The sequence below is a fragment of the Streptomyces sp. URMC 123 genome (assembly GCF_051386515.1).
Lineage (GTDB): Bacteria > Actinomycetota > Actinomycetes > Streptomycetales > Streptomycetaceae > Streptomyces.
In genome coordinates this window covers 1-25,863 of sequence record NZ_JBPQTV010000056.1, presented here as the reverse complement: position 1 = coordinate 25,863, position 25,863 = coordinate 1, and the positions used below count along the sequence as shown (strand labels likewise).

Here is a 25,863-nt window from a genome sequence, read left to right as displayed (position 1 = left end):
TCCCCCTACGGCGGGCACCGACCCCCTCCCCCGCGCGACCGGCCCCGGAACCACCGCACTCCGACCTCACCACCACCGAGAGAGGGAGTCATGAAGGTTCTTTTCATCTCCGGCAACAGCGCCGCACCGATCTTCGCCCACACCTCGCTCGCCCGGGCCACCCGGCTCGCCGGGCACGAGGTCTTCGTGGGGGCGACCGACGGCCTCCTCGACATCGTCGCGAGCGTCGCCCTGCCACCGCTGTCCATCTCCCCCCGGACGCGCGACGACTTCTTCACCTCCCGGGACCGGCACGGGAACCTCCGCTCGCTGCCCCCCGAGCCGGAGGCCATGGCGCGCACCGTCGGCTCCTACTATGGCGAGGTGGCCGCCGAGAGCGTGCAGCGGCTGCTGGAGCTCTCCGACCGGTGGCGGCCCGACCTCGTGATCGGCGGCGGCTTCTTCTACGCGGCGCCCCTGCTCGCCCACCACCTCGGCATCCCGGCCGTCCGCCAGGAGTGGGACGCCAACGACTCGTACTGGTACGACGTGGGCGCGCACGACGAACTGCGGCCGCTCCTCGACGACCTCGGGCTCGACCGGTTCCCCGAGCCGGACCTGTGGATCGACGTCTGCCCGCCCAGCCTCCGCCCGCCCAACACGGCCTCGGGGCACGTCATGCGCTGGATACCCGCGAACCCGCACCGCCGGCTGGAGCCGTGGATGTTCACCCGGGGAGGCCGGCGGCGCATCCTCCTCACCGCCGGCAGCCGGGTCTCCGCCGGCGACGGCTCCGCGGACTTCCTGCGGAAGCTGGTCGCGACGCTGCGCCCGCTGGACGCGGAGCTCGTGATCGCGGCGCCGGAGGACGTGGCGGAGGAGCTCCGCCCGCTGCCCGAGGGCGTACGGGCGGGCTGGCTGCCGCTGGACGTGGTGATCCCCACCTGCGATGTCGTGGTGCACCACGGCGGCGGGGTGACCGACATGACGGCGATGAGCTCCGGCGTGCCCCAGCTGGTCACGCTCCAGTCGCCCTCCGTGGAGGAGACGAAGCGCCTCGCCGAGTACGGCGCCGCGATCACCCTGCTGCCGCACGAGCTGGACGGCGAGCGCATCGCCGCGGCCTGCCGGGAGCTGCTCGACAACCCCTCGTACGCCGGTCGCGCCCGCGAACTGGCCCGGGAGATCGCCGCGCTGCCGTCCCCGGCGGACATGGTCCCGGTGCTGGAGAAGCTCGTGCACGACAGCTGAACCCCCCGTCGCGGGGCCCCTGAGCCGCGGACCGGAGTGCCCGGGAAACCCCCGACCGGGCACCCCGGTCCGCCTTCCGCGCGGCACCCCGGTCCGCCTTCCCGCGCGGCGGCACGGCCGGCCCGCACCGCACCGCACCGCGTCGCGTCACCTCGCGGCCCGAGCTGACGGAGAGCCCGCCGTCTCCTTGACCCGGTCTTTACCCGAGTCCACCGTCGACGCATGAATCCAGATCTGACGTCCCCCGCACCACCACGCGCCGGGCGGCGGGAGTGGTTCGGTCTCGCGGTGCTGGCCCTGCCCACCATGCTCATCGGCCTCGACATGACCGTGCTGCACCTCGCGGTGCCCCGGCTGAGCGCCGATCTGACCCCGAGCGGCACCCAACTGCTCTGGATCGTCGACATCTACGGCTTCCTCATCGCCGGCCTGCTGATGACCATGGGCACCCTCGGCGACCGCTGGGGCCGCCGCCGGCTGCTGCTGGCCGGCGCCGCCGCCTTCGGCCTCGCCTCGGTGTTCGCCGCGCTCGCCGGCACGGCGGAGACCCTCATCGTGGCGCGGGCGCTGCTCGGCGTCGCCGGGGCCACCCTGATGCCGTCCACGATGTCGCTCATCCGCCACATGTTCCACCGGCCGCGCCAGCGCACGGTCGCCATCAGCGTGTGGATCACCGCGTTCTCCGCCGGCACGGCGCTCGGCCCGCTGGTCGGCGGCGCCCTGCTGGAGCACTTCTGGTGGGGCTCGGTCTTCCTGCTCGGCGTGCCGGTGGCCGCGCTGCTGCTGGTCCTCGGGCCGGTGCTGCTGCCCGAGTCCCGCGACCCGGACCCCGGCCGGCTCGACCTCCTCAGCGTCGGCATGCTGCTGGTCACCGTGCTGGCCGTGGTCTACGGGCTCAAGGCCCTCGCCGAGCACGGGGCGGACGGCGCGTCCGTGGCCGCCATGGCCGGCGGGCTCGCGCTCGGGGTGCTCTTCGTACGCCGCCAGCGCACCCTCCGCGCCCCCCTGCTCGATCTGCGGCTCTTCGCCGACCGGGCGTTCAGCGCGTCGCTCGGCGCCGTGACCCTCTCCGTCTTCGCCGTCGGCGGCGCGCAGTTCTTCATCGGCCAGTACTTGCAGATGGTGGCCGGGCTCTCCCCGCTCCAGGCAGGGCTGTGGACGCTGCCGGGCACGGCGGCCGGCATCGTGGGCACCATGCTCGCCCCGCTGCTGCTGCGCTGGGTGCGGGCCGCGTATCTGATGGGCGCCGGGCTGCTGCTGGCCGCCGCCGGCTTCGCCCTGCTCGCCCGGGTCGACGCGGACTCCGGGCTGCCCACCATCGTCTCCGGGCTCGTCGTCCTCTCCCTGGGCTTCGGGCCGACCATGGCCCTGAGCACCGATCTGATCGTCGGCTCCGCGCCGCCGCGGAAGGCCGGCGCCGCGTCCGCGATCAACGAGACCGGCAGCGAGATGGGCGTGGCCCTCGGCATCGCCGTCCTCGGCAGCGTCGGTACGGCCGTCTACCGCTCGGAGATCGACGACCGCCTGCCCGCCGGGGTGCCGGACGGGGCCGGACGCGGCCCGGGACACGATCGGCGCGGCGGCCGCCGCGGCGGACCGGCTCGGGGACGGTACGGGGGTGGCGCTGATGGACGCCGCGTCCCAGGCGTTCGCGGCGGGGCTGCGGTTCACCGCCGCGGTGAGCGTGGGCATCGCCCTCGCGCTGGCCGTCCTGGTCGTGGCCCTGCTGCGGACGGTGCGGACCGATACGGACGGGGCGGGCCCGAGCGGGGCCGGCCCGGAGGGGAGCACGACGGGCGGGAACGACGCGCCCGGCACACCGTCGACGGAGGAGGTACGGGCACAACTGCGCGTGGACTGACTTCGCGTCGACTGACGTCGTGTCGGCCGATCGATGCTTGACCTGAAGTTTGGTTGAGGTTGCATGCTCGAGTCATCCACCGGGCACCGGCGGCGGGACCGCCGCGCAGACCCTCCGCTGATGTCGTGAGAGGACACCACCATGACCACCGCAGCAGCCACCCAGCGCCTCGCCGTGATCACTGGAAGCGTCCGTGAGGGCCGATTCGCGCCGACCGTCACCGACTGGTTCGCCGAGGAGGCCCGCACGCACGGCCACTTCGAGGTGGACGTCATCGACCTCGCCGAGGTCGAGCTGCCGTACGCGCTCGGCGAGCAACGGCCCGAGGGGCTCGCCGCGGTGGGCGCGCGGCTCGCCGCCGCCGACGCGTTCGTGATGGTCACCCCCGAGTACAACCACGCCTACCCGGCGTCGCTGAAGCACCTGATCGACTGGCACTACGCCGAGTGGCAGGCCAAGCCGGTCGGCTTCGTCTCCTACGGCGGCCTCGCCGGCGGCCTGCGCGCGGTCGAGGCGCTGCGACCCGTTCTCAACGAACTGCACGCCGCGCCGATCCGCGACGTGGTCAGCTTCCACGGGGTGTGGGAGCAGTTCGGCGAGGACGGGCGGCTGAAGGAGGGCAGCGGGGCCACGGCGGCGGCGAAGACGATGCTCGACCGGCTGGTGTGGTGGTCGACCGCGCTGGGCGAGGCCCGCGCGCGGCGCCCGTACGACGCGGTGTGACGGTTCGCCGGCGACATCAGCCGGCGAGATCGGCCGGAGGGATCACGTCGCGTTGAGGGCCAGTCCCGTCAGGGACTGGTGGATCTCCGTGGTCGCCGTCGAGCGGTTCAGGGTGATGTAGTGGAGGCCCGGTGCCCCCTCCGCCAGGAGCCGCTCGGCCATGGCCGTCGCGTAGTCGACCCCGATCCGGTACGCCTGGGCCGGGTCGTCCCGGGCCGCCTCCAGGCGGTGGGCCAGGTCCTCGGGGAACGCCGCGTCGCTGAGCTCCGCGAACCGGCGGATCTGCCGGGCGTCCGTGGCCGGCATGATCTCCGGGATGATCGGCGTGTCGCAGCCGGCCGCCGCCACCCGGTCCCGCAGCCGCAGATAGTCCTCGACGTGGAAGAACATCTGGGTGACCGCGTAGTCCGCGCCGGCCCGGCACTTGGCCACGAAGTGGCGGATGTCGCTCTCCGGGTCCGTGGAGCGCGGGTGTCCCTCCGGGAAGGCCGCCACCCCGACGCTGAAGTCACCCAGTTCACGGACGAGTTCCACGAGCTCGTACGCGTAGGTGAACCCGTCGGGGTGCGGCACATAGGGGCCGCGGGGGTCCCCCGGCGGGTCGCCGCGGAGCACCAGTACGTCGCGGATGCCGGCGTCCGCGTACTGGCCGATGATGCGGCGCAGCTCCGCCACGGAGTGGTCGACGGCCGTCAGGTGGGCGACGGGCCGCAGCGTGGTCTCCGTGGCGATCGCCTCGGTCATCGCGATCGTGCGGTCGCGGGAGGAGCCGCCGGCGCCGTAGGTGACCGAGACGAAGGTGGGGGCCAGCGCCTCGATGCGGCGGATGGAGGACCACAGCGTGCGCTGCCCCGCGTCGGTCTTGGGCGGGAAGAACTCGAAGGAGAACGACCGCTCACCGGCCGCCAGGATCTGTCGTAACGTGCTCACCGCTGGCCTCCGGCGTTGAAGTAGTTGGCCTCGGGGTGGTGGGTGACGATCGCGTCCGTGGACTGCTCCGGGTGGAGCTGGAACTCCTCGGAGAGCAGCACCCCGATGCGCTCGGGCCGGAGCAGGTGGGCGATCTTGGAGCGGTCCTCGAGGTTCGGGCAGGCGGGGTAGCCGAAGGAGTAGCGGCACCCCTGGTACTCGGTGCGGAACATCGCGTCGAGCTCCGTCGGGTCGTTGTCCGCGATGCCGAGTTCGGCGCGGACGCGGGCGTGCCAGTACTCGGCGAGGGCTTCGGCGAGTTGGACGGACAGGCCGTGGAGTTCGAGGTAGTCGCGGTAGGCGTTGGCTTCGAAGAGGTCGGCGGTGGCCTGGCCGATGCGGGAGCCGACGGTGACGACCTGCAGGCCCACCACATCGGTTTCGCCGCTGTCCTCGGGGCGGAAGAAGTCGGCCAGGCACAGGCGGCGGCCGCGGCGCTGGCGGGGGAAGGTGAAGCGGGTCAGCTCCGAGCCGTCCTCGCCCAGGAGGATGAGGTCGTCGCCCTTGGAGTGGCAGGGGAAGTAGCCGTGGACGACGGCGGCTTCCAGCAGGTTCTCGGTGTGGAGCTTGTCCAGCCAGCCGCGCAGGCGCGGCCGGCCCTCGCTCTCGACCAGTTCCTCGTAGGAGGGCCCGCCGCGGGCCTGCTTCAGCCCCCACTGGCCCTTGAACAGCGCACTCTCGTCCAGCCAGGCCGCGTAGTCGGCCAGCTGGATGCCCTTAACCACCCGCGTGCCCCAGAACGGCGGGGTGGGCACCGGGTTGTCGATGGCCACGTCCGAGCGCACCGGCCCCTGCTCCGGCTCCCCCTCCTCCACCACGACCGCCTGCGCTACGGGTTTGACGCGGCGCTGTTTGAGCTCGGGCAGGCTCGCCCCGGGCACCCCGCGTTTGACCGCGATGAGGGCGTCCATCAGCCGCAGCCCCTCGAAGGCGTCGCGGGCGTAGCGGACCTCGCCCTCGTAGATCTCGTGCAGGTCCTGCTCGACATAGGCGCGGGTGAGCGCGGCGCCGCCGAGGATGACGGGGTAGCGGGCGGCGAGTTTGCGCTGGTTGAGCTCCTCGAGGTTCTCCTTCATGATCACGGTGGACTTCACCAGCAGCCCGGACATGCCGATCACGTCCGCGTTGTGCTCCTGCGCGGCCTCCACGATCGCCGACACCGGCTGCTTGATGCCGAGGTTGACCACGGTGTAGCCGTTGTTGGACAAGATGATGTCGACCAGGTTCTTGCCGATGTCGTGCACGTCCCCGCGCACCGTCGCCAGCACGATCGTGCCCTTGCCCTCGGCATCCGACTTCTCCATGTGCGGCTCCAGATAGGCCACCGCACCCTTCATCACCTCGGCCGACTGGAGCACGAACGGCAGCTGCATCTGACCGGAGCCGAACAGCTCACCGACGACCTTCATCCCCTCCAGCAGCGTCTCGTTGACGATGTCCAACGCCGGCCGCTCCGCCAGCGCCGCGTCCAGTTCCGCTTCCAGACCGTTCTTCTCCCCGTCGATGATCCGCCGCTTCAACCGCTCCTCCAACGGCAACGACGCCAACTCCTCGGCCTTGCCCGCGCGCATGGACTTCGCGTCCACGCCCTCGAACAACTGGAGGAGGCGTTGCAGGGGGTCGTAGCCCTCGCGGCGGCGGTCGTGGATCAGATCGAGGGCGACCTCGACCTGCTCGGGCTCCAGCCGGGCGATCGGCACGATCTTCGATGCGTGCACGATGGCGGAGTCCAGGCCGGCCTTGACGCACTCGTCCAGGAAGACGGAGTTCAGCACCATGCGGGCGGCGGGGTTGAGGCCGAAGGAGATGTTGGACAGGCCCAGCGTCGTCTGCACCTCGGGATGGCGCCGCTTCAGCTCGCGAATGGCCTCGATGGTGGCGATGCCGTCCTTGCGGGACTCCTCCTGACCGGTGCAGATGGTGAAAGTCAGGCAGTCGATGAGGATGTCGCACTCATGGATGCCCCAGTTGCCGGTCAGATCGGCGATCAGCCGCTCGGCGATCTCGACCTTCTTCTCGACCGTGCGGGCCTGGCCCTCCTCGTCGATGGTCAGCGCGATCAGCGCGGCGCCGTGCTCGGAGGCGAGGCGGGCGATGCGCGCGAACCGGGAGTCGGGGCCGTCGCCGTCCTCGTAGTTCACCGAGTTGATGACCGCGCGGCCACCCAGCTTCTCCAGGCCGGCCCGGATGACCTCCGGTTCGGTGGAGTCGAGCACGATGGGCAGCGTGGACGCCGTGGCGAAGCGGCCGGCGATCTCCTCCATGTCGGCGACGCCGTCGCGGCCCACGTAGTCCACGCACAGGTCCAGCATGTGCGCGCCCTCGCGGATCTGGTCGCGCGCCATCTCCACACAGTCGTCCCAACGGCCCTCCAGCATGGCCTCGCGGAACTTCTTCGACCCGTTGGCGTTGGTGCGCTCCCCGATCGCCAGATACGAGGTGTCCTGGCGGAACGGCACCGTCTGGTACAGCGACGCCGCCCCCGGCTCCGGCCGCGGCTCGCGCTCCGTCGGCGTCAGATCCCGGACCCGCTCCACCACCTGCCGCAGATGCTCCGGCGTCGTGCCACAGCACCCGCCCACCAGCGACAACCCGTACTCCCGCACGAACGACTCATGGGCATCGGCGAGCTCGGCGGGGGTGAGGGGATAGTGGGCGCCGTCCTTGCCCAGCACCGGCAGGCCCGCGTTGGGCATCGCCGAGACCCGGCCCCGGGCGTGCCGGGCGAGGTAGCGCAGGTGCTCGCTCATCTCGGCCGGCCCCGTCGCACAGTTCAGGCCGATCATGTCGATGCCCAGCGGCTCCAGCGCGGTCAGCGCGGCACCGATCTCCGAGCCCAGCAGCATCGTCCCGGTCGTCTCCACCGTCACCTGCACCAGCAGGGGGAGGTCCGTCCCGGTCGCGGCCAGCGCCCGCTTCACCCCGATCACGGCGGCCTTGGTCTGGAGGAGGTCCTGGGTGGTCTCCACCAGCAGCGCGTCGGAGCCACCGGCGATCAGCCCCTCGGCGTTGCGCTGGTAGGCGTCGCGCAGGACGTCGTAGCCGACGTGCCCGAGGGTGGGCAGCTTGGTTCCGGGACCCATCGAGCCCAGCACCCAGCGCGTACGGCCGTCCCCGGCGGTGAACTCGTCGGCGACCTCGCGGGCGATCCGGGCACCGGCCTCCGACAGCTCGACGATGCGCTCGGGGATGTCGTACTCGGCCAGCGCCGCGTGGTTCGCGCCGAACGTGTTGGTCTCCACGCAGTCGACCCCGACCGCGAAGTACGCCTCGTGCACCGAGCGCACGATGTCCGGCCGGGTCACGTTCAGGACCTCGTTGCAGCCCTCCAGCTGCTGGAAGTCCTCCATCGACGGGTCCTGGGCCTGGAGCATCGTCCCCATCGCCCCGTCGGCCACCACCACGCGGGTGGCGAGCGCCTCGCGCAGGGCCTCGGCCCGGGAACGTGCGGTCGGAGCGGACGACTGAGCGGTCACAACGTCTCCAGCTTGGGTGAGATCCTGCGCGCCGCCGCCTCGCCGTAGGCGGCCTCGATGTCCGCGAGCAGCCCACTCGGCTTGACGGTGTACTCCTGCGGTCCGGTCGCGGCGAGCACCGTGGTGGCCAGGGCGCAGCCCAGCCGGGCGGCGTCCGCCGGGCCCAGGCCCCAGCCGGTGGCGGCCAGGAAGCCGGCCCGGAACGCGTCGCCGACGCCGGTCGGCTCGGTGGCCTTCTCGGTCGGCACGGCCGGGACCTCGATCGGGTCCCGGCCGTGCCGATCGATGCGGACGCCACTCGCCCCCAGGGTGGTGACCCACGTTCCCACCCGCGCCAGGACGTCCTCGCGCTGCCAGCCGGTGCGTTCCCGCAGCAGCGCCGCCTCGTACTCGTTGGTGAACAGCCAGCGGGCCCCGTCGACCAGGTGCCGGGTCTCCTCCGCGCCGAGCCGGGCGAGCTGCTGGGAGGGGTCGGCGGCGAACGGGATGCCCAGCTCGCGGCACTCGGTGGTGTGCCGCGCCATGGCCTCGGGGTCGTTGGGGGAGATCAGCACCAGGTCGAGCCCGCCGGCCCGCTCCGCCACCCCGGCGATGTCGATCTCGCGGGCCTCGGCCATGGCGCCGGTGTAGAACGCGGCGATCTGGTTGAGGTCCTCGTCGGTCATGCACAGGAAGCGCGCGGTGCGGCGGGTGCGGGAGACGCGGACGGACTCGGTGTCCACCCCGTGCTCGTGCAGCCAGGCCCGGTACTCGGCGAAGTCGCTGCCCACGGCGCCCACGAGCAGCGGGGTGAGGCCCAGGCTGCCCAGGCCCAGGGCGATGTTGGCCGCGACCCCGCCGCGGCGCACTTCCAGGTCGTCGACCAGGAAGGACAGCGAGACATGGGAGAGCTGGTCCGCGATGAGCTGGTCGGTGAACCGGCCCGGGAAGGTCATCAGGTGGTCCGTGGCGATCGATCCGGTTACCGCGATACGCACGTCGGCTCCTCAGCAACGGTGGGACGCGGCCGGCCCCGCGCCGGGACGGCGAGGGGTACCGCGCGTTCTGCGGGCTTCCGCGCGTTCCGCGGAAGTCCGCGGGTCACGCGGCGGTCAGCGGGTCACGCGGTGGTACGGCGGTGGGGGTGTGCGGGGGTCACACCCCCACCGGGTCACGGGGGCCGTCAGCGTCCGACGGCGTCCTTGAGCTTCTGCACCCGGTCGGTGCGCTCCCAGGTGAAGTCGGGGAGCTCGCGGCCGAAGTGCCCGTACGCCGCCGTCCGGGCGTAGATCGGGCGCAGCAGGTCGAGGTCGCGGATGATGGCGGCCGGGCGGAGGTCGAAGACCTCGGTGATGGCCTGCTCGATCCGGTCGATGTCGACGGTGTGGGTGCCGAAGGTCTCGACGAAGAGGCCGACGGGCTCGGCCTTGCCGATCGCGTAGGCCACCTGGACCTCGCAGCGGGCCGCGAGGCCGGCCGCGACGACGTTCTTGGCCACCCAGCGCATGGCGTACGCGGCCGAGCGGTCCACCTTGGACGGGTCCTTGCCGGAGAACGCGCCGCCGCCGTGGCGGGCCATGCCGCCGTAGGTGTCGATGATGATCTTGCGGCCGGTCAGGCCGGCGTCACCCATCGGGCCGCCGATCTCGAACCGGCCCGTGGGGTTCACCAGCAGCCGGTAGCCCTCGGTCTCCAGGGTGATGCCGTCCTCGGCGAGCCGCGCGAGCTCGGCGTCGACGACGTGCTCCCGGATGTCGGGGGTGAGCAGGGCCTCCAGGTCGATGTCGGAGGCGTGCTGCGAGGAGACCACGACGGTGTCCAGGCGCACCGGCCTGTCGCCGTCGTACTCGATGGTGACCTGCGTCTTGCCGTCCGGGCGCAGGTAGGGGATGGTGCCGTTCTTGCGGACCTCGGTGAGCCGGCGGGACAGCCGGTGCGCGAGGCTGATCGGCAGCGGCATCAGCTCCGGGGTCTCGTCGCAGGCGTAGCCGAACATCAGACCCTGGTCACCGGCGCCCTGCCGGTCCAGCTCGTCCTCGTCGCCTTCGACGCGGCTTTCGTACGCCGTGTCCACACCCTGGGCGATGTCCGGCGACTGCGCGCCGATGGACACCGACACCCCGCAGGAGGCCCCGTCGAAGCCCTTCTTCGACGAGTCGTAACCGATCTCCAGAATCTTCTCGCGCACCAGGGCGGCGATGGGCGCGTAGGCCGAGGTGGTCACCTCGCCGGCCACGTGCACCAGACCGGTGGTGATCAGCGTCTCCACGGCGACGCGCGACGTGGGGTCCTCCCTCAGCAGCGCGTCGAGAATCGTGTCGCTGATCTGGTCGGCGATCTTGTCGGGATGGCCCTCGGTCACGGACTCCGAGGTGAACAGGCGGCGGGACATGGGACTCCTCGTCAAGGGGGTTCGGCGGCGGCCCGGTGGTCAGTTCTTCCTGATGAATTCGAGCAGCCGGAATTCCACGGTGCGGTCGTCGAAGTCATGGCTGGTGGATGCGAGCTTTTCGATGCGCAGCCCCTCCTCCTCGGCGAGGTCGGCGATCAGCTCGTCGTTTCCGCGGCTGTTGAAGCCGAGGAAGAGCCGGCCGTTCTCGGTGAGATGCCGGGGCCCGTCGTGGAGAAAGGACCGGTGCGAGACATAGCCGCGGTCGAGAATGGACCACTCGATGTCGCGGGTGTAGGAGAAGTCCTCGGGTGCCTCGATGGCCGGGGAATTCCAGAAGATGACGTCGAAGCGGTCCTCGGGGTCGAGCGCGGCGAACATGTCGCTGCGCACCGCCCGCACCCGGTCGGCGACCCCGTGCCGCGCCGCGTTGCGCGCCGCGTTGTCCACGGCCGCCTGGCTGATGTCGGTGGCGGTCACCGCGGCGCAGCCGTTCAGCGCCGCGTGCACCGCCGTGACCCCCGCGCCGCAACCGATCTCCAGCAGGGAGCCGCCCCGCGGATAGGGCAGCCAGCGGGAATAGGACGCCGTGGACGGGGAGTGGAACGGCGCGAACACATTGGGCAGCAGCTCCCACCGCAGATCCAGCAGCTCGAATTCCATGGGCTGATCCGTCGTGCCCTCGTGCCGGGCCGTTTCCGAGAACCCGACATTCACGTCGTCCGTCATCTTCTTCTCCCTCGGTGCACCGTGATGCGCCTACTCTCCCTGCGGACCGATGGGCCGTCATCAGGCCCCCGCATGGTCTGTCAAGTGCGCATTCCGGACGCGCCGGGTCGCCTTTCCCGCGCGGGCAGTTCACGACCGAAGTGGAACGCGGTGATGCTCATGCGGTGGGCGTGGTAGAAGCGGTGGGCCCCGTGATTGGCCACGCCGGAGTCGAGTTCGATCCGGTCGCAGCCCGCGCGCCGGGCCCGGGACTCCAGCTCGGCCAGCAGATGGGCACCGACGCCGCGCGAGCGCGCCGCCGGGTCGGTCACCAGGTCGTCGACGAACAGCAGCCGGCCCCGGCTGGTGGCCAGCACCCGGTGGGTGGCCACCCCCAGACACCGGCCGCGCGGGTCACGGGCGAGGGTGAAGACCAACCCCTGGCGGTGGGCCTCCGCCGCGAAGACGGCGAACGCCTCGGCGGAGAGCGCCGGGCGCAACGTCCGTATCAACGGCTCGACTTCGGCGGCCATCCGGGGGTCGTCGGGCGTCACATCCTCCGTGATCAGCTCCATGGCGAGCATCGTAGGCAGCGCGCGGCCCGGTGCCACGCGGACCTGACACACCGCGGGTGAAGCTGACAGACCCCCGGTCGTCCCCGGGCCCCGGGGGCCGGGCGTCGCCAGAATCCATGAACATGCGTGCCGCTTATATCGAGCAGCTCGGGCCCCCGGAGACCATCCGGTACGGCGAGCTGGACTCCCCGCAGCCAGGGCCGAACGACGTGCTCGTCGACGTCGCGGCCGTCTCCGTCAACCATGTGGACACCTTCGTACGGTCCGGGGCCTGGCGCACCCCGCTGGAGTTTCCCTTCGTCGTCGGCCGGGACCTCGCGGGCACCGTGGCCGCGGCCGGGCCGGGCGCGCCCGGCTTCCGGGTCGGGGACCCGGTGTGGTGCAACAGCCTGGGCCACGACGGCCGTCAGGGCGCCGCCGCGGAGCGGGCCGTGGTGCCGGTGGACCGGCTCTACCACCTGCCCGAGGGCGTGGACCCGGTGGACATCGTGGCGCTGGCGCACCCGGCGGCCACCGCGTATCTCGCCCTGTTCACCCACGGCCGGCTGCGCGCCGGGGAGACCGTGGCGGTGCTGGGCGGGGCCGGGAACGTCGGCAGCGCCCTGGTGGTGATGGCGGCGCAGGCCGGCGCCCGGGTGATCGCCACCGCGGGCGCCCGGGACCTGGAGTACTGCAGGGCGCTGGGCGCCGCCGAGGTGATCGACTACCGCACCCCCGGGGTGCACGAGCGCATCCGCGAACTCAGCCCGCGCGGCGTCGACCTGTACGTGGACACCTCCGCCGGCAACGACGTGCCGGCCGCGGTGGACCTGCTCGCCAAGCGGGGCCGGATCGTGCTGCTCGCCGGGATGCGCACCCGCCCGGTGCTGCCGGTGGGGCCGCTCTACCTCAAGGACTGCTCGGTGATCGGGTTCGCCATCTCGCAGGCCGACACGGCGGAGCTCGCGGAGGCCGCCGGGGCGATCGGCCGGCTGGCGGCCGCGGGCCTGCTGCGGCCCCGGGGCACCGAGGTGCTGCCGCTGAGCGCCGCCGCGGAGGCCCACCGCCGGCTGGAGGAGGGAAAGGTCCACGGAAAGCTCGTGCTGCGCACGGAGAACTTCCGTTCCGGCGCCCGCCAGGGAGTGTCTTCAAAGTAGCGTCGTCCGCCCGGAGGGCGGGCCTGGCGGCGTCTGGTGCGTGCGATCGCAAGGCGGAGGAGGGAGCCACTGCGGAGCATTGGCGACTGACGACAACGCAGCGAGCGTGCGTGCCAGGCGTCGCCAGGCAGACGGGACTTTGAAGACACGACCTGGAAGCGCGCTCGACGCCCGGTGGAGTTTCCCCCGAACTTGACGGACCAGGCCGGCCCGCATTGACCGCGGCGACCGCCCATCGAAAGGATTTCTGCCATGACCAAATCCATCGTCGACAACTCCCCGCTTTTCGAACTCAGCGCCCGGATTTCGGTCTCGGCCACGCCCGAAGAGGTCTATTCCGTCGTCAGCGACCTGCCCCGGCAGGGCGAGTGGAGCCCGGAGTGCCAGGGCGGCACCTGGATCTCCGGCGAGCCGGCCACGGTGGGCGCGGTCTTCCGCGGCGAGAACCTGCGCAGCGAGTCCGTCGTCGCCTGGGCGCCGCTGATCAGGGGCGTCTGGCACACCGAGGCCCGGGTGGTCGCCGCCGAGCCCGGCCGCACCTTCCGCTGGATGATGCTCAGCCACGCCCAGGAGGACCAGGAGAGCGTCTGGGGTTTCGACATGGAGCCCGCGCCCGAGGGCTGCGTCCTCGTGCACCACTTCCGCATGGGGAAGGCCACCGCCGGCATTCAGAAGATTGTCAAGGACCTGAACGAGGACGACCGGAAGAGGTTCATCGAGGACTGGACCGAAAAGCTGGTGCGGGACCTCGACGCCACATTGAAGCGCATCAAGGACGTCATCGAATCGCAGTGACGTCCGCGTCACTCTTCCGAGCCAGGGATGAAAGGGCGAGTACGTGTTTCTTCAGCGTATAGGCAATAAGGGAATCCGGCTGGGAACGCTCTTCGACCGAGCGGCGGCCCGGAACCCGGCGAGTCTGGTGATCCTCGACCACGACCTGGACATCGCCCCCGAGCTGGGCCGTCGCGCGACCCTGACGGAGATGGCGGACCTGATCGCCGACTACGCCTCCCGGCTGTGGGCCGTGAAGGTCCGGCCCGGGGACCGCGTGGTCGTCCACAAGACCGACAACTTCGACATCTCCCTGCTCGCGTGCGCCATCACCCGGATCGGCGCCGTCGCCGTCCTGCTGTCGCCCAAGCTGGACGGGGCGACCGTCGCCGAGCTGATCCGCCGGGTGGACCAGCCGTATCTGGTGACGGACCAGGCCAAGCTGGAGAAGGAGCTGCCGGCGGAGGTCTTCGGCCTCTCCGAGCGGGTGCTGCTCACCTCCGGCAGCCACGAGGGCGCCACGGAACTCTCCTCGCTCGCCGGGGCCCGGCGGGTGGAGCCGGTGGTCATGGCGCCGGACCACCCGCTCCTGATCACCCACACCTCCGGCACCACCGGCATCCCCAAGCTCGCGGTGCACACCGGGCACACCTTCCAGGCCCGCTACCGCCCGCAGGGCACGGTCGTACGCCTCGGGGTGCGCACCAACGAACCCGTCGCGGTCCATGTGTCGTTCGTGCACTCGCGGATGTACACCGCCATGCCCATCTCGATCCTCCAGGGCCACCCGCTGATCGTGCTGCGGGACGACGACCCGAAGACGGTGGGCGACCTCTTCGCGCAGGTGCCGCCCGGGTTCATCGAGGCGCACCCCAACACCTTCCTGCGCTGGGAGGTGCTGGCCGACGACCCGCGCCGGCCGCTGGCCAATGTGAAGTACTTCAGCAGCACCTTCGACGCCATCCACCCGCGCACGGTGCACACCCTGCTCGGGGCCTCGCGGCGGAAGAACCCGCGGTTCGCCCAGGCGTACGGCCAGAGCGAGGTCGGCCCGATCGCCGCCCGCACCTACTCCCCGCAGGACGGCGCGGACTTCAACGGCCGCTGCGTGGGCGTGCCGTTCCCCGGCATGACCGGGGTGCGCGTGGTCAGCCGGGACGGCAACCCGCCGAGCAAGTCCAACCCCGGGTTCATCGAGGTGCGCAGCGACGGCCGGATCGTGACCTACCTCGGCGAGCACGAGCGCTGGGAGAAGCAGGTCAACGACGGCTGGTGGCGGATGGGCGACGTCGGCTACCGAACCAAGTGGGGCTGTCTGCACCTGCTGGACCGCGAGGTCGACGAGATCGAGGGCGTGGAGTCCACGCTGGAGATCGAGGACAAGCTGTTCACCCGGGTGCCCGACCTCGTCGAGGTCATCATCATCCCGGACGAGAACGGGCTGCCGGTGCCGGTCGTGTGCACCCGGGACGACAAGCCGCTCGACCGGGAGCAGTGGCGGACCGCGGTGGTGGGGCTGCCGGCGATGGGCGAGCCCGTGCAGTGGCGCCTGGAGGACCTGCCGCAGACCTCCACCACGAAGATCAAGCGGCTGGAGCTGGCGCGGCTGCTGCGCGAGCCGGCGAAAGGTTCCGCCGCTGTCGGCACCGCCACCGCGAGCACCACGGCCACCGCGAGCACCGGCACCGGCACCACCGAGACCGAGACCGACTCCGCCATCGACCCCGCGACCGGCGTCGCGGCCGACTCCGCCGACAAGGACCTCGCATGAGCAGCGATGAGATAGAGATCTGCATCGTCGGCGCGGGCCCCCGAGGGCTCTCCGTGCTCGAGCGGCTCTGCGCCAACGCCCGCGCGTCCACCGCCCACACCTCCGTGACGGTGCACGTCGTCGACCCCTCGGCGCCCGGCGCCGGCACGGTCTGGCGCACCGAGCAGTCCCGTCATCTGCTGATGAACACGGTCGCCTCGCAGATCACCGTCTACACCGACGACAGCGCGCGGATCGACGGCCCCATCGAGCCGGGCCCCAGCCTGTACGAGTGGGCCCGGAGCGTCGCCGAACTGACCGACACCAGCGGCTACGACGACGAGACCGTCGCCGAGGCCAGGCGGCTCGGCCCCGACTCGTACCCCACCCGCGCCTTCTACGGGCGCTACCTGGGCGACAGCTTCCAGCGGGTCGTCGACCGCGCGCCCGAGCACGTCACCGTCACGGTGCACCGCTCCCGGGCCGTGGCCATGGCCGACACCCACGGCGTCCCCGGCGGCCCCCAGGGCGTGCGGCTGGAGGACGGCACCCGGCTCAACCGGCTCGACGCCATCGTGCTCGCCCAGGGGCACGTGCCCGCCCGGCTCACCGCCCGCGAGGCGCGCACCGCCAGCCTGGCGCGCATCCACTACCTGACCTACATCACCCCGGCCAACCCCGCCGACCTCGACCTGAGCGGCATCCAGCCCGGCCAGGCGGTGCTGCTGCGCGGCCTCGGGCTGAACTTCTTCGACCACATGGCGCTGTTCACCGTCGGCCGCGGCGGCATGTTCGTCAACGAGAACGGCCGGCTGGTCTACCGCGCCTCCGGCCGGGAGCCCAAGCTGTACGCCTTCTCCCGGCGCGGGGTGCCGTACCACGCCCGCGGCGAGAACGAGAAGGGCGCCTACGGCCGGTACTTCCCCAAGCTGCTCACGGCCGACCTCATCGAGTCCCTGCGGGCCCGCGCCGACGAGGGCCGCCCGGTCCACTTCGGCACCGACCTGTGGCCGCTGATCTCGCGCGAGGTCGAGAGCGTCTACTACGGCACCCTGCTCACCGCGCGTGGCCGGGACGCCGAGCGCGAGGAGTTCACCGAGCGCTATTTGCACCGCCCCATCGACCAGGCCCCTGACGAGCTGCTGGACGCGTACGGCATCTCCCTCGCCGACCGCTGGGACTGGGAGAAGATCTCCAAGCCCTACGGCGACCGGAAGTTCGCCGACCGCGCCGACTTCCACGCCTGGCTGGTGGAGTACCTGAGGCGGGACGTCCAGGAGGCCCGGCGCGGCAATGTCAGCGGCCCCCTGAAGGCGGCCCTGGACGTGCTGCGCGACCTGCGCAACGAGATCCGGCTCGCGGTCGACCACGGCGGCCTGGAGGGCAACTCCCACCGGGACGACCTGGAGGGCTGGTACACCCCGCTCAACGCGTTCCTGTCCATCGGGCCGCCCGCCTCCCGCATCGAGGAGATGATCGCGCTCATCGAGGCGGGCGTCCTGGAGATCACCGGGCCGGGCACCGTCGTACGGATCGAGACCGACCAGCCGGCGTTCGTCGCCACCTCCGGCGTGGTGCCCGGGCCGCCGGTGCGGGCCACCGCGCTGATCGAGGCCCGGCTGCCCGAGCCCGATCTGCGCCGCACCGAGGACCCGCTGCTGCGGCACCTGCTGGAGACCGACCAGTGCCACCCGTACACCATCCCGGGGGCGCGCGGCTCGGCGTACGAGACCGGCGGGCTCGCCGTCACCGAGCGGCCCTACCGGGTGCTGGACGGCAAGGGGCGGGCACACCCGCGCCGGTTCGCCTACGGCGTCCCCACCGAGTCGGTGCACTGGGTCACCGCGGCCGGCATCCGGCCGGGCGTCGACTCGGTCACCCTCGGGGACTCGGACGCGATCGCCCGCGCCGTGCTGGACCTGCCGCCCGTCGCCCATGTGCCGTTCGCGGTCCGGCCGACGGAGGCGGAGACCGACCTGACGGGCGTGATCGTGTGACGGTGATCCCGGGTGCCGACGCGGACAGCGGTCTCCTCTCCCCTGTCCGCGCCGGCACCGCCGTCGAGGCCGCCGTGAGCGACACGGCCTGGCTGCGGGCCATGCTGGCCGCCGAGGCCGCGCTCGCCCGCGCCCAGGCGTCCCTCGGCGTGCTGCCCCCGGCGGCCGCGGAGGCCATCGGCCGCGCGGCGCGGGCCGACCGGATCGACGTACGCGCCCTGGCCGTCGGCTCCCGGGAGACCGCCAACCCCGTGGTCGGCCTGGTCCGGGCGCTCACCGAGGCGGTGGCGGCCGAGGACCCGGCCGCCGCCGAGTATGTGCACCGGGGCTCCACCAGCCAGGACATCCTGGACACCGGGGCGATGCTGGTGGCCGCCGCGGCGCTGCGGATCGTCACGGCGGACCTGCGCCGTACGGCCGGGGCGCTGGCGGTGCTCGCCGCCGAGCACCGCGACACCCCGATGGCCGGCCGCACCCTCGCCCTGCATGCCGTCCCCACCACCTTCGGACTGAAGGCGGCGGGCTGGCACCGGCTGGTGCTGGACGCCGAGGAGCGCCTCGGGCGGGTGCTGGAGCAGGGGTTGCCGGTCTCGCTCGGCGGCGCGGCCGGCACGCTGGCCGGCTATCTGGAGTACGCGCGGATCGACGGCCCGGCGGCCGGAACCGGTGGCACCGCGGAGCCGGGCGCGGGGGACGCGACCGGTATCGAGACGGGCGCCGGGGGCACCGCCGGGTGGGACCCGGGCGCGTACCAGGACCGGCTGATCGCGGCGTTCGCCGCCGAGACCGGCCTCGCCGAGCCCGTCCTGCCCTGGCACACGCTGCGCACCCCGATGGCCGACCTCGCCGCCGCCCTGTCGTTCACGGCGGGCGCGCTGGGGAAGATCGCCGTCGATGTGCAGTCGCTGGCCAGGACGGAGGTCGCGGAGGTGGCCGAGCCCACCGCCGAGGGCCGCGGCGGCTCCTCCGCCATGCCGCACAAGCGCAACCCGGTCCTCGCCACGCTCATCCGCAGCGCCGCGCTCCAAGTGCCCGCTCTGGCCGCCGGGCTGACGCAGTGCCTGCTGTCGGAGGACGAGCGGTCGGCCGGCGCCTGGCACGCCGAGTGGCTGCTGCTGCGCGAGTGCCTGCGGCTGACGGGCGGCGCGGCGGCCACGGCCGTCGAGCTCGCCGAGGGACTGACCGTGCGCCCGGAGCGGATGCGGGAGAACCTCGCGATCACCGGCAGTCAGGTGGTCTCGGAGCGGATCGCCGCCGTGCTGGCGCCCCGGCTGGGCAAGGCCGCCGCCAAGGCGCTGCTGAGCCGCGCCTCGACGGCGGCCGCGGAGTCGGGGCGGCCGCTCGCCGACGTCCTCGCCGAGGACCCGGAGGCGGCGGACCGGCTGGAGCCGGACGAGCTGCGGGCGCTGTGCGACCCGACCGCGTACACGGGCGGCGCCGGCCCCCTCGTGGACCGGGCCCTCGCCCGGCACAAGGGGCGCCCATGACCCGAAAGCGGTGACCCCCGGCCGCTCGCCACCGGGGGCACGCCAGGCGCGCATCAGGGACACGTCAGGGAACACCAGGGACCGGAACACCAGGGAATCACCAGGGAAAGCGGATAGAGCCATGACGACCTCACCGCCCGCCAACAAGCGCTGGATCGAGACGTGGGACCCGGAGGACGAGGTCTTCTGGGAGCGCGGTGGCAAGTACATCGCGCGCCGCAATCTGATCCTGTCGATCCTCTCCGAGCACATCGGGTTCTCCGTGTGGAGCCTGTGGTCGGTGCTGGTGCTGTTCATGTCCCCGGAGATCGGGTTCCACTTCGGGGCGGACGAGAAGTTCCTGCTGGTCGTGGTGCCCACGCTGGTCGGGGCGGTGCTGCGGCTGCCGTACAGCTACGCCGTGACCCGGTTCGGCGGCCGCAACTGGACGGTGTTCTCCTCCGCGCTCCTGCTGGTGCCGGCCACGCTGGCGCTGTACTTCGTGCAGCGGCCGGACACCCCGCTGTGGGTGTTCCTGCTCATCGGCGCCGCGGCGGGCGTCGGCGGCGGCAACTTCGCCTCCTCGATGACCAACATCACCGCCTTCTACCCGCAGCGCCGACAGGGCTGGGCGCTGGGCCTCAATGCCGGCGGCGGCAACCTCGGCGTGGCCGCCGTGCAGTTGCTGGGCCTGCTGGTGATCGCGACGGCCGGCGACCGCCACCCCAGTTACGTGGTGGCCGTCTATCTGCCGCTGATCGTGCTGGCGTCCCTGCTGGCCGCGGTCTTCATGGACAACCTCGCCGCCGTGCGCACCCCCAAGGGCGGCCAGCGCGAGGCCCTGCGCAGCCGGCACACCTGGTGGATCTCGCTGCTCTACATCGGCACCTTCGGGTCGTTCATCGGCTACGGCTTCGCGTTCGGGCTGGTGCTGCGGTACGAGTTCGGCTCCACCCCGCTGGAGGCGGCCTCCTACACCTTCCTCGGGCCGCTGCTCGGCTCGCTGGCCCGGCCGTTCGGCGGCCGGCTCGCCGACCGCTGGGGCGGCGCCCGGGTGACGCTCGCCACCTTCCTGGGCATGGGCGTGGGCACGGCGGTGCTGCTGGTGGCCTCCGCGCGCAGCTCGTTCGGGCTGTTCGTGGCCGGGTTCACCGCGCTGTTCGTGCTCAGCGGGATCGGCAACGGCTCCACGTACAAGATGATCCCGGCGGTCTTCGCCCGCGAGGCGGAGGAGGCCGTGACCCGGGGGCGGGACGCGGAGCGGGCCTTCACCGACGCGCGCCGGCTGTCCGGCGCGGTGATCGGCATCGCCGGGGCGGTCGGCGCGCTCGGCGGGGTCGCGATCAACCTCGCGTTCCGCGGGGCGTACGGGGGCGGGGGCGCGGACGGCTCCGGCTCCGGCAGCCCGGCGTTCTGGTCCTTCCTGGCCTTCTACGCGGTGTGCGTGACGGTGACCTGGGCGGTCTATCTGCGCGGCGGGAGCGGGGCGTACGGGCGCGGCACGGCCGGGGCGCCCGCGGCCGGCGGTCGCATCCGGGCGGCGGGCGGCCCCCGTACGGTGGCCCCGGCCGCGGCGGCGGTCACGGGCGCGGGTACGGGGGTGACGGCGGTCTCTGCCGCGGGCGCGGGCCCGGGGCTGGCCGACGTGGCGGCGGCGCGGACCGTGTCCCACCCGGGCGCGGGGGACGCGGCGGCGGAGACGACCCGTGCGTGAGGAGTCCCCGGACGGGGCGGCACCACCCGGGCCGGACGGCCGCACGCCCGGCGGAACACCGCCGGCCACGCCCAACGGGGCGACGCCACCCGGCTCCGGCGGCCGTACGGCCAACGGCGCGCCGGGCTGGGGCGCGTGGCGCCACAAGGGGCCCCGCGCCGGCCGCACCACCGTCCGCGCCGCGCCGCCCACCCCCGTCCGCACGCACTGCCCGTACTGCGCCCTCCAGTGCGGCACCGTCCTCACCCGCACCGACGAGGGCGCCTCCGTCGCGCCCGACCCGGACTTCCCCGTCAACCGGGGCGGGCTGTGCCGCAAGGGCTGGACCGCCCCGGCGGTCCTGGCCGCCCCCGACCGGCTGCGCGCCCCCCTCGTCCGGGACGCGTCCGGGCACCGGGTGCCCACCGGCTGGGACGCCGCCCTGGACACCGTCGCCGAGCGGCTGCGGCGGCTGCGCGAGGAGCACGGCCCCGACGCCGTGGCGGTCTTCGGCGGCGGCGGGCTGACCAACGAGAAGGCGTATCTGCTGGGCAAGTTCGCCCGGGTCGCGCTCGGCACCCGGCTGATCGACTACAACGGCCGCTTCTGCATGTCCTCCGCGGCGGCGGCCGGCAACGCGGCCTTCGGGCTGGACCGGGGGCTGCCGTTCCCGGTCACCGACCTCGCCGGCGCCGAAACGATCCTGCTCGCGGGGGCCAACCCCGCCGAGACCATGCCCCCGCTGATGCGCCACCTGGAGCGCGCCCGGCTGATCGTGATCGACCCGCGCCGCACCCCGACCGCGGAGCGCGCCGCCCTCCACCTCCAGCCCGCCCCCGGCACCGATCTGGCGCTCGCCCTGGGCCTGTTCCACCTGGCCGTCGTGGGGGGCCGCGTCGACACCGGCTATGTGCGCGACCGCACCAGCGGCTTCGAGGACGCCTGGCAGCGGGCCGCCGCCTGGTGGCCCGAGCGCGTCGAGCGGGTCACCGGCGTGCCGGCCGCCGCCCTGCACGAGGCGGTGGACCTGCTGGCGGGCACCCGGCGCGCGTATGTGCTGACCGGGCGCGGCGCCGAACAGCACAGCAAGGGCACCGACACCGCCGCCGCGTTCATCAACCTGGCGCTCGCCCTGGGCCTGCCGGGCCGCCGGGGCAGCGGCTACGGCTGTCTCACCGGCCAGGGCAACGGCCAGGGCGGCCGCGAGCACGGCCAGAAGGCCGACCAGCTGCCCGGCTACCGGTCGATCACCGACCCGGTGGCCCGCGAGCGGGTGGCCGCCGTGTGGGGCGTGCCCCCCGAGTCCCTCCCGGGCCCCGGCCGCAGCGCGTACGAGCTGCTCGACTCCCTCGGCACCGCCGGCGGGCCGCGCGCCCTGCTGGTCTTCGGCGCCAACCCGGTCGTCTCCGCCCCGCACGCCGGGCACGTCACCGAGCGGCTGGCCGCGCTGGACCTGCTGGTGGTCGCCGACTTCGTGCCCTCCGAGACCGCCCGGCTCGCGGATGTGGTGCTCCCCGTCACCCAGTGGGCCGAGGAGGAGGGCACCCTGACCAATCTGGAGGGCAGGGTGCTGCGCCGCCGCCGGCTGCTGCCCCCGCCACCGGGCGTGCGTACCGACCTCGAAGTGCTGCGGGGGCTCGCCGTACGCCTCGGGCAGCCGGCCGAGCGCTTCCCCGACCGGCCGCGCGAGGTCTTCGACGAGCTCCGCCGCGCCTCGCGGGGCGGGGTGGCCGACTACTCCGGCATCGACTACGACCGGCTGGACGCGGGCGAGGCGCTGCACTGGCCGTGCCCGGAGGACGCCGAGGACGCCGGAGGAGCCGAGGGCACGGACGACACGTACAGCTCCGCCGGCACCGACAGCACCGCCGGCGCGGAGAGGCCGGCCGGCACGGCGAAACCCGCCGGCACCCCCCGGCTCTTCCTCGACCGCTTCGCCCACCCCGACGGCCGCGCCCGCTTCGCCGCCGTCGACCACCGCGACTCCGCGGAGTCCACCGGGGCCGACTTCCCGCTGCGCGGCACCACCGGCCGGGTGCTCGCCCAGTACCAGTCCGGCGCGCAGACCCGCCGGGTGCCGGAGCTCACGGCGACCGCGCCCGAGGCGTACGTGGAGCTGCACCCGGACACCGCCGCCCGGGCGCGGCTGGCCGAGGGTGACCTGGCGCGGGTGGTGTCCGCGCGGGGCGCGACGGTCGCCCGGGTGCGGCTGGTGGCGACGGCGCGGACCGACACGGTGTTCCTGCCGTTCCACTATCCGGCCGAGGGCCGGGCGAACCTCATCACGAACCCGGCGCTCGACCCGCGCAGCGGCATGCCGGAGTTCAAGCTCGCGGCGGTCCGGCTGGAGCGGGTGGCGCCCACGGCCGCGGGCGCACCCGACACGGAACCGACCGCACCCACCGGGGGAGATCCATGAGGCGCATTCTCGTCATCGGCAACGGCCCCGCCGCCCACCGGTTCGTGGACCGGCTGCGGCACCACGGCCACCACGACCCCGTCACCGTCCTCGGCGCCGAGGAGCGGCCCGCGTACCACCGCGTGCTGCTCCCCGCCGTCCTCTCCGGCACCCTGCCGCCCACCGCGCTGTCGCTGCCCCCGCTGCCGGAGGGCACCGACGTACGGCTCGGGGTGACCGTCACCGCCATCGACCGGGCGCGCCGGCTGGTGCACGGCGACCCACGCGGGCCGCACCCGTACGACGTGCTCGTCCTGGCCACCGGCGCCCGCCCCAACCTGCCGTTCCTGCCCGGCCTGCTGACCCCCGAGGGGCGGCTGGCCGAGGGCGTGCGCACCGTGCGGGAGCTCGGCGACCGCCCGCCCCTGCCGGACGGCCCGCTGACCGTGCTCGGCGGCGGGGTCCTGGGCGTGGAGGTGGCCCACGCGCTGCTGGCCGCCGGCCGCGACGTCACCCTCGTCCACCCCAAGGCGCACCCCATGGAACGCCAGTTGGACGCCCCGGCCGGGCGGCTCCTGGTGGAGCACCTCGAACGGCTGGGCCTGACCCTCCTCCTCGGCCACCGGGCCGTCGACTACAGGCCCGGCCGCCTCACCCTGGACGACGGCCGGGTGGTGCGCACGGGCACGCTGCTGGTGTGCACGGGCGTGACGCCGGCCGCCGACCTCGCCCGCCGGGCGGGGCTCGCGGTGCGGCGCGGGGTGCTCGTCGACGACGAGCTGCGCACGGACGACCCGGCGGTGCACGCGATCGGCGACTGCGCGGAGCACGCGGGCACGGTGGCCGGGCGGGTGGGCCCCGCCTGGGAGCAGGCCGAGGCGCTCGCCCGGCTGCTCGCCGGCCGGCCCGCGCGCTACACCGGCGGCCGGCCCGTCACCCGGCTGCGCGCCACCGGCCTCGACGTGGTCTCGCTGGGGCGGCTGCGCGATCTGACCGACCCCGCGGCCGCGGTCGAGCTGGTCACCCTCGCCGACCCGGCCCGCGGCCGCTACGCCCGCCTCGCGCTGCGCCGGGGGCGGGTCGGCGCGGCGGTCCTGGTGGGCTTCCCGCAGGCCATCGCCACGGTCACGCACCTCTACGACCACGACCTCCCGGTCCCCGCCGACCGGCTCGCGCTGCTGCTGGGCACGGCCGTGGACTGGGGCGCGGACGGCACGGCGCTGCCCGACGACGCGGTGATCTGCCACTGCAACCACGTCACCAAGGGCGACATCGTCGCCGCGTGCCGGGCCGGGGCCCACGACCTGGCGGCGCTGGCCCGCGCCACGCGCGCCACGACGGGCTGCGGCTCGTGCGCGAACGAGGTCCGCTGCGTGGCGGCCGAGGTGCCGGCGCCGACCCGGGAGCTCGCGCGCACATGACCGGGGAGCGACATCTCGTCGTGGTGGGCCACGGCATGGCGGCGCACCACCTGGTGACCCGGCTGCGCGAGGGCGACGCGACGGACGCGTGGCGGGTGACCGTCCTGGCGGAGGAGGGCCACCCGGCGTACGACCGGGTGAACCTGTCCGCGTACCTGGCCCCCGGCGGCGGGCCCGGGAGCGCGGGCCCGCCGGCCCTGCCCGGCCGGGACCCCCGCGAGGACCCCGCCGTCGAGCTGCGGCTGAACACCACCGTCACCGCGATCGACCGCCGCGCCCGTACGGTCGTCACCGGCTCCGGCGGGAGGGTCCCGTACGACGTGCTGGTCCTGGCCACCGGGTCCCGGCCGGCCGTGCCGCCGGTGCCCGGCCACGACCTGCCCGGGTGCCACGTCTACCGCACCATCGCCGACCTGGACGCCATCCGCGCCACGGCGGCGCGCGCCGCGGCCGGGGCGCCCGGGGCCGCCGCCGGGGTCGTCGTCGGCGGCGGCCTGCTGGGGCTGGAGGCCGCCAACGCGCTGCGGCTGCTGGGGCTGCGCCCCCATGTGGTGGAGCTGGCCGCGTGGCCCATGCCCGTGCAGCTCGACGAGGGCGGCGGGCGGGTGCTGGGCCGGCTCGTCGGCGAGCTGGACGTCCGGCTGCACTGCGGGGCCGGCGTACGGTCCGTGGACGCCGGCCCGGACGGCCGGGTGGCGGGCGTGACGCTCGCGGACGGCACCGCGCTCGCCGCCGGGGTGGTGATCTTCGCGACCGGGGTGCGGCCGCGCGACGAGCTGGCCGGGCCGGCCGGGCTCGCCACCGCCGAGCGCGGCGGCTTCCTCGTCGACGAGCACTGCCGCACCCGGGACGGGCGGATCTGGGCGATCGGCGAGTGCGCGGCGGTGCGCGGCACGACGTACGGGCTGGTGGCGCCGGGCTACCGGATGGCGGAGCTCGTCGCGGACCGGCTGCTCGGCCTGGAGGCCCGCCCGTTCCCGGGCGCCGACCTGTCCACGCGGCTGAAGCTGCTCGGCGTGGAGGTCGCCAGCTTCGGTGACGCCCACGCGCGCACGCCGGGGGCGATGGAGTTCGCCTACGCGGGCGGCGACGGCCGGCGGTACGCCAAGCTCGTCCTGGACGAGTCCGGCCGGGTGCTGCTGGGCGGTGTGCTGGCGGGCGACGCGGCGGCCTACGGGACGCTGCGCTCGCTGCTGGGCCGCCCGCTGACGGCGCCGCCGGAGCACTATCTGTGCTGATCGGCGTGGGCCCCGGCCGCCTGCGGGGGCCGGGGCCGGGTCACGCGCGGGTGAACCAGCCGGGGGCCGGGGGGCCGGAG

The 25,863-nt window shown here is 73.7% G+C and carries 17 protein-coding genes and 1 pseudogene; 12 read left to right on the top strand and 6 right to left on the bottom strand.

Annotated features, from left to right (window positions below; genetic code table 11):
• Positions 1-90 precede the first annotated feature (90 nt).
• The 3 genes and pseudogenes from ACSNOD_RS10115 to ACSNOD_RS10105 all read left to right on the top strand — a co-directional run bounded on the left by ACSNOD_RS10115 (position 91) and on the right by ACSNOD_RS10105 (position 3,814).
• Complete coding sequence (locus tag ACSNOD_RS10115; protein WP_436766481.1) at positions 91-1,230, top strand: nucleotide disphospho-sugar-binding domain-containing protein; 1,140 nt, start codon at positions 91-93, stop codon at positions 1,228-1,230.
• Between the two features lie 222 nt (positions 1,231-1,452).
• Positions 1,453-3,091 (top strand): annotated as a pseudogene (locus ACSNOD_RS10110) (MFS transporter).
• 141 nt (positions 3,092-3,232) lie between these two features.
• On the top strand, positions 3,233-3,814 hold the full coding sequence (locus ACSNOD_RS10105) for an NADPH-dependent FMN reductase (protein WP_436766480.1): 582 nt from the start codon (positions 3,233-3,235) through the stop codon (positions 3,812-3,814).
• Positions 3,815-3,856: 42 nt separating this feature from the next.
• On the opposite strand, the gene metF is transcribed toward ACSNOD_RS10105, so the two are convergent.
• The 6 genes from metF to ACSNOD_RS10075 form a co-directional block, all read right to left on the bottom strand.
• Positions 3,857-4,744 (bottom strand): methylenetetrahydrofolate reductase [NAD(P)H], encoded by an 888-nt coding sequence (gene metF, locus ACSNOD_RS10100; RefSeq protein ID WP_436766479.1) that lies wholly within the window; start codon positions 4,742-4,744, stop codon positions 3,857-3,859.
• Entirely contained in the window at positions 4,741-8,259 is a 3,519-nt protein-coding gene (gene metH / locus ACSNOD_RS10095; RefSeq protein WP_436766478.1) for a methionine synthase, read from the bottom strand. Before metH ends, metF begins: the two co-directional genes overlap by 4 nt.
• Positions 8,256-9,236, bottom strand: coding sequence for a carbohydrate kinase family protein (locus tag ACSNOD_RS10090; protein WP_436766477.1), 981 nt, complete (start codon positions 9,234-9,236; stop codon positions 8,256-8,258). The genes metH and ACSNOD_RS10090 overlap by 4 nt, the downstream gene beginning before the upstream one ends.
• Positions 9,237-9,421: 185 nt before the next feature.
• Positions 9,422-10,630: a methionine adenosyltransferase gene (metK, locus tag ACSNOD_RS10085; RefSeq protein WP_436766476.1), complete on the bottom strand. Its 1,209-nt coding sequence runs from the start codon at positions 10,628-10,630 to the stop codon at positions 9,422-9,424.
• 39 nt (positions 10,631-10,669) lie between these two features.
• On the bottom strand, positions 10,670-11,356 hold the full coding sequence (locus tag ACSNOD_RS10080; protein ID WP_436766475.1) for a methyltransferase: 687 nt from the start codon (positions 11,354-11,356) through the stop codon (positions 10,670-10,672).
• An 80-nt stretch (positions 11,357-11,436) separates the two neighbouring features.
• Entirely contained in the window at positions 11,437-11,910 is a 474-nt protein-coding gene (locus tag ACSNOD_RS10075; RefSeq protein ID WP_436766474.1) for a GNAT family N-acetyltransferase, read from the bottom strand.
• A 122-nt stretch (positions 11,911-12,032) separates the two neighbouring features.
• Here ACSNOD_RS10075 and ACSNOD_RS10070 point away from each other — a divergent pair, with 122 nt between their 5' ends.
• The 9 genes from ACSNOD_RS10070 (at position 12,033) to ACSNOD_RS10030 (ending at position 25,783) form a co-directional block, all read left to right on the top strand.
• Positions 12,033-13,046, top strand: coding sequence for an NADPH:quinone reductase (locus ACSNOD_RS10070; RefSeq protein WP_436766473.1), 1,014 nt, complete (start codon positions 12,033-12,035; stop codon positions 13,044-13,046).
• Between the two features lie 252 nt (positions 13,047-13,298).
• The gene (locus ACSNOD_RS10065) at positions 13,299-13,841 is read left to right on the top strand and encodes an SRPBCC family protein (protein WP_436766472.1); all 543 of its coding nucleotides are present in this window, start codon (positions 13,299-13,301) and stop codon (positions 13,839-13,841) included.
• 43 nt (positions 13,842-13,884) lie between these two features.
• Positions 13,885-15,591, top strand: a complete 1,707-nt coding sequence (locus tag ACSNOD_RS10060) for a class I adenylate-forming enzyme family protein (protein ID WP_436766471.1) — start codon at positions 13,885-13,887, stop codon at positions 15,589-15,591.
• Positions 15,588-17,567: an FAD/NAD(P)-binding protein gene (locus tag ACSNOD_RS10055; RefSeq protein WP_436766470.1), complete on the top strand. Its 1,980-nt coding sequence runs from the start codon at positions 15,588-15,590 to the stop codon at positions 17,565-17,567. The genes ACSNOD_RS10060 and ACSNOD_RS10055 overlap by 4 nt, the downstream gene beginning before the upstream one ends.
• Positions 17,564-19,054 (top strand): class-II fumarase/aspartase family protein, encoded by a 1,491-nt coding sequence (locus tag ACSNOD_RS10050; protein WP_436766469.1) that lies wholly within the window; start codon positions 17,564-17,566, stop codon positions 19,052-19,054. The genes ACSNOD_RS10055 and ACSNOD_RS10050 overlap by 4 nt, the downstream gene beginning before the upstream one ends.
• Before the next feature lie 121 nt (positions 19,055-19,175).
• Entirely contained in the window at positions 19,176-20,747 is a 1,572-nt protein-coding gene (locus tag ACSNOD_RS10045) for an MFS transporter (protein ID WP_436766468.1), read from the top strand.
• Positions 20,740-23,145, top strand: coding sequence for a molybdopterin oxidoreductase family protein (locus tag ACSNOD_RS10040; protein ID WP_436766467.1), 2,406 nt, complete (start codon positions 20,740-20,742; stop codon positions 23,143-23,145). The genes ACSNOD_RS10045 and ACSNOD_RS10040 overlap by 8 nt, the downstream gene beginning before the upstream one ends.
• Positions 23,142-24,545, top strand: a complete 1,404-nt coding sequence (locus ACSNOD_RS10035; protein ID WP_436766466.1) for an FAD-dependent oxidoreductase — start codon at positions 23,142-23,144, stop codon at positions 24,543-24,545. The genes ACSNOD_RS10040 and ACSNOD_RS10035 overlap by 4 nt, the downstream gene beginning before the upstream one ends.
• The gene (locus ACSNOD_RS10030; RefSeq protein ID WP_436766465.1) at positions 24,542-25,783 is read left to right on the top strand and encodes an NAD(P)/FAD-dependent oxidoreductase; all 1,242 of its coding nucleotides are present in this window, start codon (positions 24,542-24,544) and stop codon (positions 25,781-25,783) included. Before ACSNOD_RS10035 ends, ACSNOD_RS10030 begins: the two co-directional genes overlap by 4 nt.
• The last annotated feature ends 80 nt before the right edge of the window (positions 25,784-25,863 follow it).